The sequence below is a fragment of the Fuscibacter oryzae genome, from assembly GCF_016765795.1.
Classification (GTDB): domain Bacteria; phylum Pseudomonadota; class Alphaproteobacteria; order Rhodobacterales; family Rhodobacteraceae; genus Fuscibacter; species Fuscibacter oryzae.
Window position 1 is genome coordinate 79,254 of sequence record NZ_JAESVP010000005.1, and the last position, 15,829, is coordinate 95,082.

A 15,829-nucleotide genomic window follows, 5' to 3' on the forward strand; every position below is an offset into this window, starting at 1 on the left:
CTCCGCCTGTTGCCTGCCCTGTCCTAGCCGGTCGATCCGGCCGAACACTTGCCCTTGACGCTGCCTTGCGCCTAAGCCCATCTATAGCCCGGCGCGGCGCGCCCTTCATCCCCTATCGGACCGGACCAAGCAAGATGCTGCTTCTGATCGACAACTACGACAGCTTTACCTACAACCTTGTCCACTATCTGGGCGAGCTGGGCGCTGACGTGCGGGTCTGGCGGAACGACGCGCTGGAGGTGCAGGACGCGCTGGCCATGCGGCCAGAGGCGATCGTGCTGTCGCCCGGCCCTTGCGATCCGGCTTCGGCGGGCATCTGTCTGCCGCTGGCCCGCGCGGCGGCAGAAAACGATGTGCCCCTGTTGGGCGTTTGCCTTGGTCATCAGACCATTGGCGAGGCGTTTGGCGGCAAGGTCGTGCGCTGCCATGAGATTGTTCATGGCAAGATGGGCGCCATGCACCATGCGGGCAAAGGCGTGTTTCGCGGCCTGCCCTCGCCCTTCCTGGCCACCCGTTATCATTCGCTGATCGTCGAGCGCGAAACGCTGCCCGATTGCCTTGAGGTCACCGCCTGGCTGGAGGATGGCACCATCATGGGGCTGCGCCACAAGACCAAGCTGATCGAGGGCGTGCAGTTCCACCCCGAATCCATCGCCTCGGAACATGGCCACCAGTTGATGCGGAATTTTCTGGATGAGGCGAAAGCCAAGGCCAAGGTGTCGGCATGAGCGACCATCTCAAGCCGCTGATCGGGGTTGCAGCAACCCGCCCCCTGACCCGGACCGAGGCCGAGGCCGCCTTTGACGCGCTGTTCGAAGGTCAGGGCACCCCCGCGCAGATGGGTGGCTTCCTGATGGCGCTGCGCACGCGGGGCGAAACGGTCGATGAATTTGCCGCCGCCGCAACCGTGATGCGGTCAAAATGCCTGCCAGTCCGTGCGCCCGAAGGGGCAATGGACATTGTGGGCACCGGGGGCGATGGCAAGGGCACGCTGAACATCTCGACCGCCACGGCCTTTGTGGTGGCGGGCGCGGGCGTTGCGGTGGCCAAGCATGGCAATCGAAACCTGTCTTCGAAATCCGGGGCCGCGGATGCGCTGACCGAGATGGGGCTGAACGTCATGGTCGGGCCAGAGGTGGTGGAGCGCTGCCTTGATCAAGCCGGAATCGGGTTCATGATGGCCCCGATGCACCACCCCGCGATGCGCCATGTCGGCCCGGTGCGGGCCGAGTTGGGCACACGAACCATCTTCAACATCCTTGGTCCGCTGACAAACCCGGCGGGGGTCCGGCGCCAGTTGACCGGCACATTCAGCGATGCTCTGCTGCGCCCGATGGCCGAAACCCTGCAACAGCTTGGCGCCATCAAGGCCTGGCTGGTTCATGGCGACGACGGCACGGATGAGATTTCGATCGCCGCCCCTACCAAGGTCGCGGCGCTGGAGCATGGCCATATCCGCGAATTCACCCTGCACCCCGAAGATGCGGGCCTGCCCTACCATCCGTTCGAGCATGTTCTGGGCGGCACCCCGGCCGAAAACGCCGTGGCGTTCCGTTCGCTGCTGGATGGGGCGCCCGGTGCCTACCGCGATGCGGTGCTGCTGAATGCCGCTGCGGCGCTGGTGGTTGCCGACAAGGCGACAAACTTGACCGAAGGGGTTGAAATGGCCCGGGCCAGCATCGATTCCGGCGCGGCCAAGGCCAAGGTGGCTGCTCTGGTCAAACTGACCAATGCCTGACCGGCCCGAACCGCCCGCAAGCTGGGCGGACCTGCCGTTCTTCACATCCCGCTGGCCCGCCCTGTGGGACAGGTTGGCGGCGAACCCAGACTGGCAGCCGCCCCCCAAGACGATCTTCCGCGCCCTCTCCCTGACACCGCGAAACAAAGTGCGCGTGGTCATTCTGGGCCAAGATCCCTATCCCACGCCGGGCCGCGCCACCGGCCTCGCGTTTTCCTTTCCGCCCGGTCAGCCACCCCGCGATTCCCTGAAAAACATCCTTGCCGAACTTGCGACGGATACCGGCCAAACCAAACCAGATGGTGACCTCACCCCTTGGGCCGAACAGGGGGTCCTTCTCCTAAACACCGCGCTGACGGTTCCCATGGGTCAGGCCAATGGCCACAAGGGCTGGGGCTGGCAAATTCTTGCGCAAGAAATCCTTGCCGCCACAGCCGCCGACGGGCCGCGCGCCTTTCTGCTGTGGGGCAATCCGGCGCAGAAACTCTGCGCTGCACTCCCGCGCGCGAACCACCTGTTCGTGGCAAGCGCCCACCCCTCTCCCCTGTCCTGCTATCGCGGCTTCTTCGGCTCTCGACCGTTCAGCGCCGTGAACCGCTGGCTGCTGGATCAGGGGCAAACCCCGATCAACTGGGCGGCGTGAAGGGTTGCGCCCGCCCCCGACTTGCGGGCACAACTGTGACAAGCCCAAGCCTCTTCATCTTGGCAGAAATATCCCACGGGGGTCCGGGGGTGTGAAACCCCCGGCCTTGGCCACGAGGAGCCGCGCATGACAACCATTCTTGACCGCATCAAAGCCTACAAGCTTGAAGAGGTTGCCGCCCGCAAGGCCGCCCGCCCCCTTGCGCAGGTTGAAGACGCCGCCAGGGCCGCCCCTGCGCCCCGTGGGTTTGCCCGCGCGCTGGCCGAAGCTGCCGTTACCGGCTATGGCCTGATTGCCGAGATCAAGAAGGCCAGCCCCTCAAAAGGGCTGATCCGCGCTGATTTTGACCCGCCCGCCTTGGCACAAGCCTATGAGGCGGGGGGGGCGACCTGCCTTTCAGTCCTGACCGATGGCCCCAGCTTTCAGGGCGATGATACTTTTCTGACCGCCGCGCATGATGCCGTATCCCTGCCCTGCCTGCGCAAGGATTTCATGTATGACACCTGGCAGGTGGCCGAGGCCCGCGCGCTCAAGGCCGATGCGATCCTGATCATCATGGCCTCGGTCAGCGATGCACAGGCGGCAGAGCTGGAGGCCGCCGCCTTTGATCATGGCATGGATGTGCTGATCGAAGTCCATGACAAGGCAGAGCTGGAGCGGGCGACCCTGCTGAAATCGCCGCTGATCGGCATCAACAACCGCAACCTTCATACCTTTGAGGTGACGCTGGAGACCACCCGCCAATTGGCGCGGCTGGTACCGGAAGACCGGCTGATCGTGTCGGAATCGGGCCTGTTCACCCCCGCCGATCTGGCCGAGGTCGCCGCCTATGGCGCACGCTGCTTTCTGATCGGCGAGGCGCTGATGCGTCAAGCCGATGTGACTGCCGCCACCCGCACCATCCTGTCGCGCCCCCTGACCGCCGGGGGCGGGCTATGAGCGGGCTTACGCATTTCGACGATCAGGGGGCTGCCCATATGGTCGATGTGTCGGACAAAGCCGCGACCGACCGGATGGCTGTGGCCGAAGGGCGGGTGATCATGTCGCCCGAAACGCTGGCTTTGGTGATGCAGGGCACCGCGAAAAAGGGCGATGTGCTGGGGGTTGCGCGGCTCGCGGGCATCATGGGGGCCAAGAAGACCGCCGATCTGATCCCGCTCTGCCACCCCTTGCCCGTCACCAAGGTGGCGCTTGACCTGACGCTCGACGCCACCTTGCCAGGCGTTGTGGTGCGCGCCACGGTGAAAACCTCTGGCCAGACCGGCGTGGAGATGGAAGCGCTGACCGCCGTTTCGGTCGCCTGCCTCACCGTCTATGACATGCTCAAGGCCGCCGAAAAGGGCATGCAGATCACCGGCATCCGCCTGTTGCTGAAAGAGGGCGGCAAGTCCGGCAGCTGGAGCGCCAAATGATCACCGTTGACCAAGCGCTAGCCCGCTGTTTTGCCCTTTGCCACCCGGTTGGCACCGAAGAGGTGCCCCTGCGCCGGGCTGCGGGCCGCGTGCAGCGTGAGCCCGCGACGGCCCGGCTGACGCAGCCGCCTTTTGATGCCTCAGCCATGGACGGCTATGCGCTGGGGGCCATCGGTGCCCCCGGTGCCAGCTATGAGGTGGTCGGAGAGGCCGGCGCTGGCCATGCCTTTGCCGGTCACCTGACACCCAGTCAGGCCATTCGCATCTTTACCGGCGCACCACTGCCCGAAGGGGCCGTTTCAATCGCCATTCAGGAAGAGGTGCAGGCCGATGGCCCCCGCATCACCCTGAAAAAAGGCGCGAAACCCGGGGACAACATTCGTCCGCGCGGTCAGGACTTTGCCGAAGGGGCCAGCCTGCCCGTGCCCCGCCGCCTGACTGCGAATGACATCGCTCTGCTGGCCGCGATGAACATCCCGCAAGTTACCGTCGCCCGCAAACCCGTGGTCGCGCTGATCGCCACCGGCGACGAACTGGTGATGCCCGGCGAAAACCCCGGCCCCGATCAGATCATCTGTTCCAACACCTTCGCCCTTGCCGCAATGGTCGAGGCGGCTGGAGGTGAGGCGCGGATGCTGCCCATTGCCCGCGATACCGAAGACAGCCTGCGCACTGTGCTGGGGCTGGCCGAGGGGGCGGATGTCATCGTGACCATCGGTGGCGCTTCGGTCGGCGACCATGACCTTGTGGGCAAAGTCGCGGCCGATATGGGGATGGAGCGGGCGTTCTGGAAAATCGCCATGCGTCCCGGCAAGCCGCTGATGGCGGGCCGATTGGGAGGTGCCGTGTTGCTGGGCCTGCCGGGCAATCCAGTGTCGGCGATTGTCTGCGGCCATCTGTTCTTGCTGCCGATGCTGGCCGCGTTGCAGGGCCTGCCTGCCCTGCCACCCGCCACCCGCAAGGCACGGCTTGGGACCGAGGTCGGCCCGACCGGCCCACGCGCCCATTACATGCGCGCCCGTCTGTCGAACGAGGGGGCCGTGATCACCCCCTTCGACCGGCAGGATTCAGCGCTGCTGTCAATTCTGTCGGGTGCCGACGCGCTGTTGATCCGCCCGATGGATGATGGCCCACGGCAGGCCGGAGAGTTGGCAGAATATATCCCGATCTAAAGCCGCATTGCGTTGAAATAGGGTTAACCGCGCGGCCGCTGTGTCAAAATACTTGACACAAACCGGGAACGTGGGCAGAACATTCGTCAAACACCCATCAAAAGGGCCGGGCGATGCTGACACGCAAGCAGTTGGAACTTCTGGAGTTCATCAAGTCGCGGATTGATGCCGATGGCGTTCCGCCCAGCTTTGATGAAATGAAAGATGCGCTGGAATTGCAGTCCAAATCCGGCATCCACCGGCTGATCACGGCGTTGGAGGAGCGTGGTTTCATCCGCCGTCTGGCCCACCGCGCCCGCGCGTTGGAGATTGTGAAGCTGCCAGAGGCGATGGAAAAGGGGTTTACCCCCAAGGTCATCGCAGGCGACCGGGCCGACCAGCCGCGTGGCGCCATGCCGGTCGAGGCGGTTCATGCGCTGGAGCTGCCGGTGATGGGCCGCATCGCCGCCGGGGTTCCGATTGAGGCGATCAGCCATATCTCGCACCATGTAGCGGTGCCCGGTGCCATGCTATCGGGGCGCGGTCAGCATTATGCGCTGGAGGTCAAAGGCGATTCGATGATTGAGGCGGGGATCAACGATGGTGACATCGTGGTGATCCGCGAACAGATCACCGCCGACAACGGCGACATCGTTGTAGCTCTGGTCGAAGACCATGAGGCGACGCTGAAGCGGTTCCGCCGCAAGGGCAGCATGATCGCGCTGGAAGCGGCGAACCCCGCCTATGAAACCCGCGTTTTCCCCGACCATATGGTCAAGGTGCAGGGCAAGCTGGTTGGTCTGATCCGCACCTATTGACTCACCGTGATCGACGGCTGCACCGGGTCGGGTGACCAGGCCCGGCTGGCGCTGCGGCTGGGGTAAAGAACCAGTCTGCCGCCCTGCACCCACCCCGCCAGCGCCCCCGACCGGGCCAGGATGTCTGGGCCGATAACCTGACATGGCCCATCGAACCCCGCTGGCATGGGCGCAGAGGTAACCACCAACCGCGCCTTGGCACAGGCCTCGGGCAAGGTCGCTTCGGCCCCCTTGCCCGACAAAGCAATGCCACCCACGCCTCCGACCGCAAACCTCCGCGCGCCAACCGAACCCTCAAATCCCGCCCGCAGCGCGGCTTGTTTCTGGTCCGCCAGATCGCCGTCATTCTCCAGCCAGGTCTGGGCGGCAAAACCGCCACCGCGTGGCTTGCTAAGGGCCAACCCCTCTGGCCCGGCAACACCGACCAACCCGCCATCGGCGGAAATCAGCAGCACAGGCCGCTGCACCTCCAACCACAGCAGGGCCGCAACCAGCATCGGCGCGGCGCCAGCCAAACGCAGCCGCCCCCGTGCCAGTATCGCCCAGATCCCACCCAGCGTGATCAGCGGCAGAACCCACGGGCCGGGGCTTGGCACCGCCGTCACCGCCCCGTTCAGCCCCGAAATCCAATGCGCCACGAACAATATCCAGCGTGATGCCATGTCCATCACCCAGACCGCCGGAGCCGCCAGCCCCAGCGGGGCAAGCAGCGCGGCCACCGCCCCCGCACCCATCACCACCGACATCATCGGCACTGTCAGCAGGTTCGCCAGCAGCCCCAGATCGGCAAAGCGGTTGAAATGCGCCGCCGCATAGGGCGCCGTGGCCACCCCCGCCACGACCGAGGACAAGACCAGCGTATAGGTCGGGATCAACCAGCGCGGCACCTTTTCGCGCATCACTTGTCCGTCCAGCACGCCAAACCCGGCAATCAGCGCCGCCGTCGCCGCATAAGACAGTTGAAACCCCGGCTCCAGCAGGCTTTCGGGTTGCCACAGCAGCAGCACCGCCGCAGACAGCGCCAGTGTCCGCAGGGTCAGCGCCCGCCGGTCGGCCAGCACAGCGCCCAGCATCACCGTCACCATCAGAAACGCCCGCTCGGTCGCCACACTGGCCCCCGACAGCAGCAGATAAAACAGCGCCACGCCAAAGGCCGCCACCGCCGCCAGCTTTTTAGCGTTCACCCGCAGCGCCAATGGTGGCACCAGCGCCAGTCCATAGCGCAGCACCATGAACACAAAGCCCGTCAGCAGGGCCATGTTCATCCCCGAGATCGCCAGCAGATGCGACAGGCTGGAATCGCGCAGGTCTTCAACCACTTGCCGCGAGATGCCGGAACGGTCACCAGTGATCGCCCCCGCAGCAAAGGCTCCGCCATCGCCCGGCGCACGGGCCATGATCGCGCGGCCCAGATAGCTGCGCAGGCGGTTGATCCATTGCTCATCCGCCGCCGCTTCCTGCCACAACACCACGGGGCTGGAGGTGTAGCCCGCCGCCCCCAAGCCATCAAAAAACGCCATGCGGCGGAAATCAAAGCCCCCCGGTTCCGCCGGGCCAGAGGGGGCAGAAAGATCGGCGGTCAGCAAAACCACCTCGCCCGGCGTGACCTGCGGTTCGGACCCGCGCACCGAAATCCGCACCACCAACGGCGTCCGGTCGGGCGGTAGATCGGACAGCACCACCCTGTCCAGCGTCAGCCGCAGCGCGTCGGATTGTGACCGGTCAATCTCGACCACCCGGCCTTGCACCGGGCCGCGATAGGGCACCTGCAACATCGGGGCCTGCACCAGTGCCAGCCGCAGCCCGCAGGCCAGCGCCCCCGCCGCAACGCAGCCCAAGGCCACAAAGGCGGGCCGAGCCAGATCGCCGCCCCACAGACCGCCCGCAAGTGCCACCACAAACGCCGCACCGACTGCCGCGTAAAACAACGCCCCCGGCTCCCACGCCAAGGAAAACCACGCCCCGATGCCGCAACCGATCAGCACCGGCACCCACGGGAACAGCAGCCCCCGCGCCTCTGCCAGTTTCAGGAATGGCCACAGGAGCCAGCCTTGCACCCCCGCCACCTTGTTTCCCGCCCCCGGATTGCCTATTCCAACCCGGCAATCCTGCGCCGCTTATGGTTTCTGGAAGGTTAACGCCGATGGCCGAGTCTCAAGTTGTCACCCGTTTCGCCCCCTCGCCCACCGGCTATCTGCATATCGGTGGCGGACGGACGGCGCTGTTCAACTGGCTTTTCGCACGCGGCCGGGGCGGCAAGTTCCTGTTGCGGATCGAGGATACCGACCGCGAGCGGTCTACCCCCGAGGCGACGGCGGCCATCCTTCAGGGCCTGACCTGGCTGGGCCTTGACTGGGACGGCGATGTCGTCAGCCAGTTCGAGCGCGTGCCCCGCCATGCCGAGGTTGCGCATGAAATGCTGACGCGCGGCACCGCCTATAAATGCTTTTCCACCACCGCAGAGATCGAAGCCTTCCGCGAGGCCGAAAAGGCCCGTGGCGTCAGCTATCCGGTGTTCCTGTCGCCGTGGCGCGACGCCGATCCGGCCACCTTTCCCGACCTGCCCTATGTCATCCGCATGAAGGCCCCCCGCACGGGTGAGACGCTGATCGAGGACAAGGTGCAAGGCACCGTCACCATCAAGAACGAAACATTGGATGACATGATCGTCCTGCGGTCGGACGGCACGCCCACCTATATGCTGGCCGTGGTGGTCGATGACCATGACATGGGGGTGACCCATGTGATCCGGGGTGATGACCACCTGAACAACGCCGCGCGCCAGCAGATGGTCTATGACGCCATGGGCTGGGCCGTTCCGGTCCGGGCGCATATTCCGCTGATCCACGGGCCGGACGGCAAAAAACTGTCGAAGCGCCATGGGGCGACCGGCGTGCATGATTATCAGGCGATGGGCTACCCCGCCGCCGGGATGCGCAATTATCTGACGCGCCTTGGCTGGGCGCATGGCGATGCCGAAATCTTCACCAGCGAAGAGGCCATGCGGATCTTTGATCTGGAGGGAATCGGGCGCTCTCCGGCGCGGCTTGACTTCAAGAAGCTGGAAAACGTCTGCGGCCATCACATCGCCATGACGCCCGATGCTGCACTGCTGCATGAATTGCAGGGCTATCTGGCCGCAGCCGGGCAGCCCGCGCTGACGGACCCGCAGCAAGACCTGCTGTCCCGTGCGCTGTACTGCGTGAAGGACCGGGCAAAAACCTTCCCGGAACTGCTTGAAAAGGCTCATTTTGCGCTAACATCGCGCCCCATCGCGCCGGATGAGGCCGCAGCCAAGGCGCTCGATTCAGTATCCCGTGGTATACTGAAATCATTGACGCCGCGCCTGCAAAATGCTAGCTGGACAAAGGAAGCGCTAGAGCCGATCCTGAACGATGTCGCGGCTGAAAACGGGATCGGCTTTGGCAAGTTGGCGCAACCCCTGCGGGCCGCGCTGGCAGGCCGCAGCGCAACGCCCAGCGTCTTTGACATGATGCTTGTCATCGGTCAGGACGAAACGATCGCGAGGCTCAAGGAGGCGTCTGCCTGATCGGCCCGCCCCCTTCTGTCAAGAAAGTGTTCAGGCACCCAGGTTATACCTGCGGCTGCACACCAGGGGGACTAAATGGCTGACACAAACCGTAGCGCCAAACTGACACTGGACGACAAGACCTTTGATTTGCCGGTCCTTTCGCCCACCGTCGGGCCAGAGGTGCTGGATATCCGCAAGCTTTACGGCGAGGCGGATGTTTTTACCTTTGATCCGGGCTTCACCTCGACCGCCGCTTGCGAAAGCGCGATCACCTATATTGATGGTGACAAGGGAGAGCTGCTGCACCGGGGCTACCCGATCGAGCAACTGGCGGGAAAATCCTCCTACCTCGAGGTTTGCTTCCTGCTTTTGTACGGCGAGCTGCCAACCGCCGCGCAACTGGCCGATTTCGAAAGCCGCGTGACGCGCCACACGATGGTGCATGAACAGATGCACCAGTTCTTCCGTGGCTTCCGCCGTGACGCACACCCCATGGCCACGATGGTGGGCGTGGTCGGTGCTATGTCGGCCTTCTATCACGACAGCCTTGACATTAACGATGAGTGGCACCGCGAGGTTTCGGCGATCCGGCTTATAGCCAAGCTGCCGACGATTGCGGCCATGGCCTACAAATACTCGGTCGGTCAACCCTTCGTCTATCCCAAGAACTCGCTGTCCTACGCTGGCAACTTCCTGAACATGTGCTTTGCCGTTCCGGCCGAGGATTATGTGGTCAATCCCGTTCTCGCCAAGGCGATGGACCGGATCATGATGCTGCACGCCGACCATGAACAGAACGCCTCGACCTCTACGGTGCGTCTGGCGGGATCGTCGGGTGCCAACCCGTTTGCCTGCATCGCAGCGGGCATCGCATGCCTTTGGGGTCCGGCCCATGGCGGCGCCAATCAGGCTTGCCTTGAAATGCTGCGCGAGATTGGCACAGTTGATCGCATTCCCGAATATATCGCCAAGGCGAAAGACAAGAATTCGGGTTTCCGCCTGATGGGCTTTGGCCACCGGGTTTACAAGAACTTCGATCCGCGCGCGACGGTGATGAAGGAATCGGCGGATGAAGTGCTGGAGCTTTTGGGCATCCACAACAACCCGACCCTGCAAGTCGCCAAGGAACTGGAACGCATCGCGCTGTCGGATGACTATTTCGTCTCGAAAAAGCTCTATCCGAACGTCGATTTCTATTCGGGCATCATCCTTGACGCGATGGGCTTCCCGACTTCGATGTTCACCCCGATCTTCGCGATTTCCCGTACTGTCGGCTGGATCGCGCAGTGGAAAGAGATGATCGGGGAAAAGAACCAGAAGATCGGTCGCCCTCGTCAGCTTTATGTCGGCCCGACCCAGCGCGATTACGTCGATCTGCGTCACCGTTGATCGGCCTTGAATTTCCCCGGCAAAGCCGCTTCCCTGACCGGAGGCGGCTTTCGCCTTTCATACTGGCCCAAATATCCCACGGGGGTCCAGGGGTGTGAAACCCCCGGCTTCGACATATGACATCGGCACCCACTTTGCGCATTGCGGCGCTCGACATGGCCCGCACCGCCGCCCTTTTGGGCATGGCGACCTATCATTTCCTTTATGATCTTCAGATGTTCGGACTGGTCTCGCCCGAATTCGCTGTTTCGGGCTGGCTTTACTGGCATGCGCGTGTGGTGGCCTCGTCTTTTCTCGGGCTGGTCGGGGTCTCGCTGTGGCTGGCGCATGGGCAGGGCATCCGCTGGCCTGCCTTTTGGCACCGCTGGCTCAAGGTGGCAGCGGCAGCGGCTCTTGTCACCCTGGGCACCCGCATCGCCTTGCCCGAGGCGTGGGTGTTCTTCGGCATCCTGCACGCCATCGCATTGTTCAGCCTGCTGGCCCTGCCCTTTCTGCGCCTGCCATGGCCCGTGACGGCAGCGGCGGGCGCGGCGGTGATCTGGGCCTCTTACACCCTGCCAAGCGACGCGATGAATGCGCCCCTTTTGCGGTTCATCGGGCTGCACACCGAAGCCACCTGGACGGTTGATTTCGAGCCTGTCTTCCCCTGGCTTGCCCCAGTGCTGATCGGGGTTGCCCTTGGGCGGCTGGGCACACGCATCGGCCTGTGGGCCATGCTGGCGAAATGGCCCGCGCAGGCCACCCGGTCTGTCCGGCTGGCGGCTTGGCCAGGCCGGCACAGCCTGATCATCTACCTGCTGCACCAGCCGATCCTGTTCGGCCTGATCGGACTGTACGCGCGCTATCTGCGCTGACCCCGCGCAGCCGGGTTTTCCTTGCAGGCGTTTGCGGCTATCACCCGCACATCCCCGGCAGGAAAAGCGGTCCAGATGCAACCCGGCTTCAAAACATCCCACATCGCCGCCCTGTGCCTGATGGCTTGCCTTGCAGCGCCCGTGGTCGTCGCACAAACCGCTGTGCCGCCCGGCCAACCCACGGCGCCCCTAGCAGACAGCACGCCTCAACCTCCGACGGCGGAGGAGGCGCTGCCCGGCTCAGCCGTGGCCAGTCCCACCGCCGCCAATACCGTCCCGGTCGGCAACCCGATTGCAGCCGCCTTGCCGCAAGACCTGACATTATGGGGTATGTTCGCCTCTGCCGCGAAGGTCGTGCAGGGCGTGATGCTGGGCCTTGCCTTTGCGGTTCTGGTCAGCCTGACGGTGCTGATCCATAAAACAGTCGAACTGACGCTGTCGCGCCGCCGCCTGACGACAGCCCTGGCCGAGCTGCACGCCGCCCCCGACCTGCCCGCCGCCGCCAAGGCCCTTGCCGGTCGCCGTGACCCCGCCGCCTTCATGGCCCTTGCCGCGCAGGCAGAGTTGCACCGCTCGACCCCGGCGCTGGATGCTGCGGGCGATGGCGGCACCAAAGAACGCATCCGGTCGCTGCTTGACCGGACAGAGGTTCAGGCCGCGCGCCGCCTGATGCGAGGCACCGGCCTCTTGGCAACAATCGGCGCCACCGCCCCTTTCGTCGGATTGTTCGGCACGGTCTGGGGTATCATGAACAGCTTCATCGGCATCTCGAAGGCGCAGACGACCAACCTTGCCATCGTTGCGCCCGGCATTGCCGAGGCGCTTTTGGCCACAGCAATCGGCCTTGTCGCCGCCATTCCCGCCGTGGTGATCTACAACCTGTTCGCCCGCGCCATCGCCACATATCGGCAGGGTCTGGGCGATGCTGCGGCAGCGGTAGAGCGGCTGGTCAGCCGCGACCTTGATTTTCGTCGCGCAAACGGGGGCTAGGCCATGGCAGGCGGCATTCGCGGCGGCGGGGATGACATCGAGGAACTGCACGAGATCAACGTCACCCCGTTCATCGATGTGATGCTGGTTCTGCTGATCATCTTCATGGTCGCGGCCCCCCTTGCCACCGTGGGCGTGCCGGTTGATCTGCCTACCTCGTCCGCGCAGGCAGCCCCCAACCCCGACAAACCGCTTTACCTGACCATCCAGCGCGACCTTGCTCTGTCGCTTGGCGATGCGCCGGTGGCGCGCGATGCGCTTGGCGTGGCGCTTGACGCTATGACGGGCGGCAACCGAGACACGCGGATATTCCTGCGTGCCGATCAGGCGGTTGCTTATGGCCAGATCATGCAGACGATGAACCTTTTGCGCGCGGCGGGCTATTTGAAGGTGGCACTTGTCGGCCTTGATGCCGCCCAATCCAGCCCCGCACCATGACAGACTGGTCCGCTCGGCACCGCCCACGGCTTGAACCTTTGGGCTGGTTAGCCGCTGCCACGCTGGCCGCCCTGCTGGCCATCTCTACGGCGGCATTTGCCAACTGGTTTGGGGGCCGCGTCGGCACCGGCACCAGCGAAAGCACCATTCTGCTGGACCTGCCCCCCCTGCCGCCTGCGCTCGCAGTGGCAGAGCCGCCCGCACCACAGCCGGTCACCCCACCCCCGCCGCCAGAATTACAGGCTGTGCCGAGGGCGGACGAAAGCGCACCACCAGCCCCGCAGACTGAGGATGCGCCGGATCTGACGCCCCCCGACCGGCAAACCCTGACCGACCTGCCAGACGCCCTTCCAACAGACGAAGCGCTTCCGGCAAAATCCGAACACTCCGCCAAGCCCGCCGCCAAAAAAAAGACGGCCCAAAAGCCTGCGAAAAAGGCCGAACCCGCCGCCAGTGCCGCAACCGCCAAGGGTGAAGGGGTGACAGCATCGGCGATGCGGAAATGGACGGCCAAGGCGAGCCAGCGGCTTGACCGCCACATGCGCCGGGGTAGCTATAACAACGCCAGTGGCACGGTCGCCATCCGGTTTCAGGTCGCGGCTTCGGGGCAGATCACCGGAGCGAAACTCATCGGCTCGACCGGCAGCGCCAGCCTTGATGCCGCCCTTCTTGCTCAGGCCCGCCGCGCCCCAGCCCTGCCCGAACGGCCCGATGGCAAATCCGGCCAGATCGAAAAAACCGTCACCGTCGCGCCCTGACTAACAACCCCCATCCAGCGTAGCCACCGCGCCATAGACGTGGGGACGCCGATCCCGAAACAACCCCCATGACGCACGCAAGGCCGCAATCGCCTCCAGATCAAAGCGGTGCAGCAGCACCTCTTGCTCTCCACGCCCCGCCTTGGCCATCAGCGCCCCGGTCTGGTCGGCGATAAAGCTGGAGCCGTAAAAGGTCACCTCCGTCCCGCCCGGCGCCACCTCAGTCCCAATCCGGTTACTGGCCACCACAGGCATGATATTGGCCGCCGCATGGCCGCGCATCACCATTTCCCAATGCGGCTGGCTGTCATAGCCGGGGCTGGGCGGTTCCGATCCGATGGCCGTGGGATAAAGCAGCACCTCCGCCCCCATCAGGGCCATCGCACGGGCGCATTCGGGGAACCACTGGTCCCAGCAAATCCCCACGCCAATCCGGCCAAAGGCGGTATCCCACACCCGGAACCCGGTATCGCCGGGTGAGAAATAATACTTCTCCTCATATCCCGGCCCCTGCGGAATATGGCTTTTGCGATAATTGCCCATCACCCGCCCGTCGGCGTCGATCATCGCAACCGAATTGAAATGCGCCTGGCCCGCCCGCTCAAAATAAGAACAGGGCAGCACCACGCCCAGTTCTTTGGCCAGCGCCGAAAACCGCGCGATCAGCGGATGCCCTGCCATCGGCTGGGCCAGTGCGAAATACTCTGCCCGCTCCTCGATGCAGAAATAGGGCGCGCCGAACAACTCCTGCACAAGCACCACATTCGCACCCTGCCCGGCTGCGCGGCGGATCATCTCTTCCGCCTTGTCGGCATTCTTTGGCAAATCCCAGGAGCAGGCGAATTGGGTGGCGGCAACGGTCACTTCACGCATGTCTTTCCCCTTAACATTAACCCAAGTATCCCACAGGGGTGAGACCATTGTTTTGCCTTTGCTTCAAGAAGCAATGGTCTCGGGGGGGGGGGGAAACCCGCGCTGCGACATGCCTACCGCGACACCGCCGCAATCAGAACAGCCGCGTCAACGGCCAGGGCATCCAGCTGAAAGGCCGCACCCCCGTCGCAGTGGGATGCACGCTTTCCGACGCATGGCGCCCCACCACGCGCGGGCGACGCAGCAGGAACACCTTGGCCCAGCCCCGCGTGGTGCCCATCATGGGTGAGCGCGGATCACAAGGATAGCGCATGGCCCAACCCTGGGGCAGTTCCAGCCCCGCGGCCTCGGCCCGTTCCAGCATCCAGACCAGCGGGATATTGGCCAAGGGCCGTGCGGCGGGAAAGCTGCCGACCTGCCCGCCCACATCGCCATGGCTGCCGCGAAACCAGACCTGCTCCACATTGCCCTGCCAGTCGTGAGGGCTGCTCCACATGATCGGGTCAAACACCGCCCGAGTCTCATTCAGGGCCAGCGCCTGAAACCCGTGGCGGACGGACCGGCCCAGTTGGTGATTGTGAAAGACCGTGTGCTTTTCGGTCAGCATCCACAGCAGCGGCAACCGCAGGCCCAGCGCCTTGACGGTATCCCACACCCCCACCATCTGTACCGTCGCATCGGCGTGGCAATAACTGCGGGCAAAGGCCAGGGCGGCCTCGGTCTCTGGCCCCTGACGATAGTGCCGCCACACCTGACGGATCGCGCGTTCGGTCGCCTCTTCGCGCCGCACAAGGCCCACCCGGTCGATCACCCCGGCCAAGGACCGCACGGCATAGGCGCCCCGCGAATAGCCAAACAGGTAAATCTGGTCGCCTTCGCGGTACTGGCTGGCCAGCCAGCCATAGGCGCGTCGGATCTGGCGGCTGATGCCCCGCCCCTCCAGAAAGGCGACCGTATGGCGCCAGCCTTCCCATTGCAGGCCCGGTTCGTAATAGATCCGGCGGCGCATTACGGGCCGCGCCTCGGCCAATAGACGAAACACCAGCCCGGCATTGCTTTCCTGCCCCGGCGTCAGAGTGCAGAGCGTCCCATCCAGAATGATGACATGATCCACACGCCCGCGACGCGCGCCCGGCGCAGGCGGGGCGGCGGGTTCGGTGGCGACGATCGGCTCGCCCTGCCACCAGCGTTTCATGCGCTGGACGAAACTCATGTCACACCTTGCAAATGCAA

The 15,829-nt window shown here is 64.5% G+C and carries 16 protein-coding genes; 13 read left to right on the top strand and 3 right to left on the bottom strand.

All coding sequences use genetic code 11. The features are described from left to right. Nucleotides 1-134: 134 nt before the first annotated feature. From JI744_RS10815 to lexA, 7 genes are all read left to right on the top strand, one after another. Nucleotides 135-728, top strand: coding sequence for an aminodeoxychorismate/anthranilate synthase component II (locus JI744_RS10815; protein ID WP_202660647.1), 594 nt, complete (start codon nucleotides 135-137; stop codon nucleotides 726-728). Further along, entirely contained in the window at nucleotides 725-1,738 is a 1,014-nt protein-coding gene (gene trpD / locus JI744_RS10820; RefSeq protein ID WP_202660648.1) for an anthranilate phosphoribosyltransferase, read from the top strand. Before JI744_RS10815 ends, trpD begins: the two co-directional genes overlap by 4 nt. Then, entirely contained in the window at nucleotides 1,731-2,381 is a 651-nt protein-coding gene (locus tag JI744_RS10825) for a uracil-DNA glycosylase (protein ID WP_202660650.1), read from the top strand. Before trpD ends, JI744_RS10825 begins: the two co-directional genes overlap by 8 nt. Nucleotides 2,382-2,507: 126 nt before the next feature. Beyond that, nucleotides 2,508-3,320 (top strand): indole-3-glycerol phosphate synthase TrpC, encoded by an 813-nt coding sequence (gene trpC / locus JI744_RS10830; RefSeq protein ID WP_202660652.1) that lies wholly within the window; start codon nucleotides 2,508-2,510, stop codon nucleotides 3,318-3,320. Next, nucleotides 3,317-3,793 carry a cyclic pyranopterin monophosphate synthase MoaC gene (gene moaC / locus JI744_RS10835; RefSeq protein WP_202660654.1) on the top strand — a complete coding sequence of 159 codons (477 nt, stop codon included), beginning with the start codon at nucleotides 3,317-3,319 and terminating at the stop codon, nucleotides 3,791-3,793. The genes trpC and moaC overlap by 4 nt, the downstream gene beginning before the upstream one ends. After that, nucleotides 3,790-4,965 carry a molybdopterin molybdotransferase MoeA gene (locus JI744_RS10840; RefSeq protein WP_202660656.1) on the top strand — a complete coding sequence of 392 codons (1,176 nt, stop codon included), beginning with the start codon at nucleotides 3,790-3,792 and terminating at the stop codon, nucleotides 4,963-4,965. Before moaC ends, JI744_RS10840 begins: the two co-directional genes overlap by 4 nt. 113 nt (nucleotides 4,966-5,078) lie before the next feature. Continuing rightward, a complete protein-coding gene (gene lexA / locus JI744_RS10845) occupies nucleotides 5,079-5,762 on the top strand; it encodes a transcriptional repressor LexA (RefSeq protein ID WP_202660658.1) in 684 nt (227 codons plus the stop codon). Here the strand turns inward: lexA and JI744_RS10850 are convergent. Further along, on the bottom strand, nucleotides 5,756-7,819 hold the full coding sequence (locus JI744_RS10850) for a ComEC/Rec2 family competence protein (protein WP_328757240.1): 2,064 nt from the start codon (nucleotides 7,817-7,819) through the stop codon (nucleotides 5,756-5,758). The two genes, lexA and JI744_RS10850, sit on opposite strands and share 7 nt — an antisense overlap. An 86-nt stretch (nucleotides 7,820-7,905) precedes the next feature. On the opposite strand from JI744_RS10850, the gene gltX reads away from it, so the two are divergent. The 6 genes from gltX to JI744_RS10880 all read left to right on the top strand — a co-directional run bounded on the left by gltX (nucleotide 7,906) and on the right by JI744_RS10880 (nucleotide 13,723). Further along, complete coding sequence (gltX, locus tag JI744_RS10855) at nucleotides 7,906-9,312, top strand: glutamate--tRNA ligase (RefSeq protein ID WP_202660660.1); 1,407 nt, start codon at nucleotides 7,906-7,908, stop codon at nucleotides 9,310-9,312. Nucleotides 9,313-9,387: 75 nt separating this feature from the next. Then, entirely contained in the window at nucleotides 9,388-10,683 is a 1,296-nt protein-coding gene (gene gltA, locus JI744_RS10860) for a citrate synthase (RefSeq protein WP_202660662.1), read from the top strand. 116 nt (nucleotides 10,684-10,799) lie between these two features. Beyond that, the gene (locus tag JI744_RS10865) at nucleotides 10,800-11,537 is read left to right on the top strand and encodes a heparan-alpha-glucosaminide N-acetyltransferase (protein ID WP_202660664.1); all 738 of its coding nucleotides are present in this window, start codon (nucleotides 10,800-10,802) and stop codon (nucleotides 11,535-11,537) included. A gap of 75 nt (nucleotides 11,538-11,612) precedes the next feature. Then, nucleotides 11,613-12,527, top strand: coding sequence for a tonB-system energizer ExbB (exbB, locus tag JI744_RS10870; RefSeq protein ID WP_202660666.1), 915 nt, complete (start codon nucleotides 11,613-11,615; stop codon nucleotides 12,525-12,527). Nucleotides 12,528-12,530: 3 nt separating this feature from the next. Beyond that, on the top strand, nucleotides 12,531-12,965 hold the full coding sequence (gene exbD, locus JI744_RS10875) for a TonB system transport protein ExbD (RefSeq protein ID WP_202660667.1): 435 nt from the start codon (nucleotides 12,531-12,533) through the stop codon (nucleotides 12,963-12,965). Further along, nucleotides 12,962-13,723 (top strand): energy transducer TonB family protein, encoded by a 762-nt coding sequence (locus tag JI744_RS10880; RefSeq protein ID WP_202660669.1) that lies wholly within the window; start codon nucleotides 12,962-12,964, stop codon nucleotides 13,721-13,723. The genes exbD and JI744_RS10880 overlap by 4 nt, the downstream gene beginning before the upstream one ends. Here JI744_RS10880 and aguB read toward each other — a convergent pair whose 3' ends face one another. Next, entirely contained in the window at nucleotides 13,724-14,596 is an 873-nt protein-coding gene (gene aguB / locus JI744_RS10885) for an N-carbamoylputrescine amidase (protein WP_202660671.1), read from the bottom strand. Between the two features lie 133 nt (nucleotides 14,597-14,729). Next, nucleotides 14,730-15,809: a DUF2235 domain-containing protein gene (locus tag JI744_RS10890; RefSeq protein ID WP_236019389.1), complete on the bottom strand. Its 1,080-nt coding sequence runs from the start codon at nucleotides 15,807-15,809 to the stop codon at nucleotides 14,730-14,732. Nucleotides 15,810-15,829: the final 20 nt, after the last annotated feature.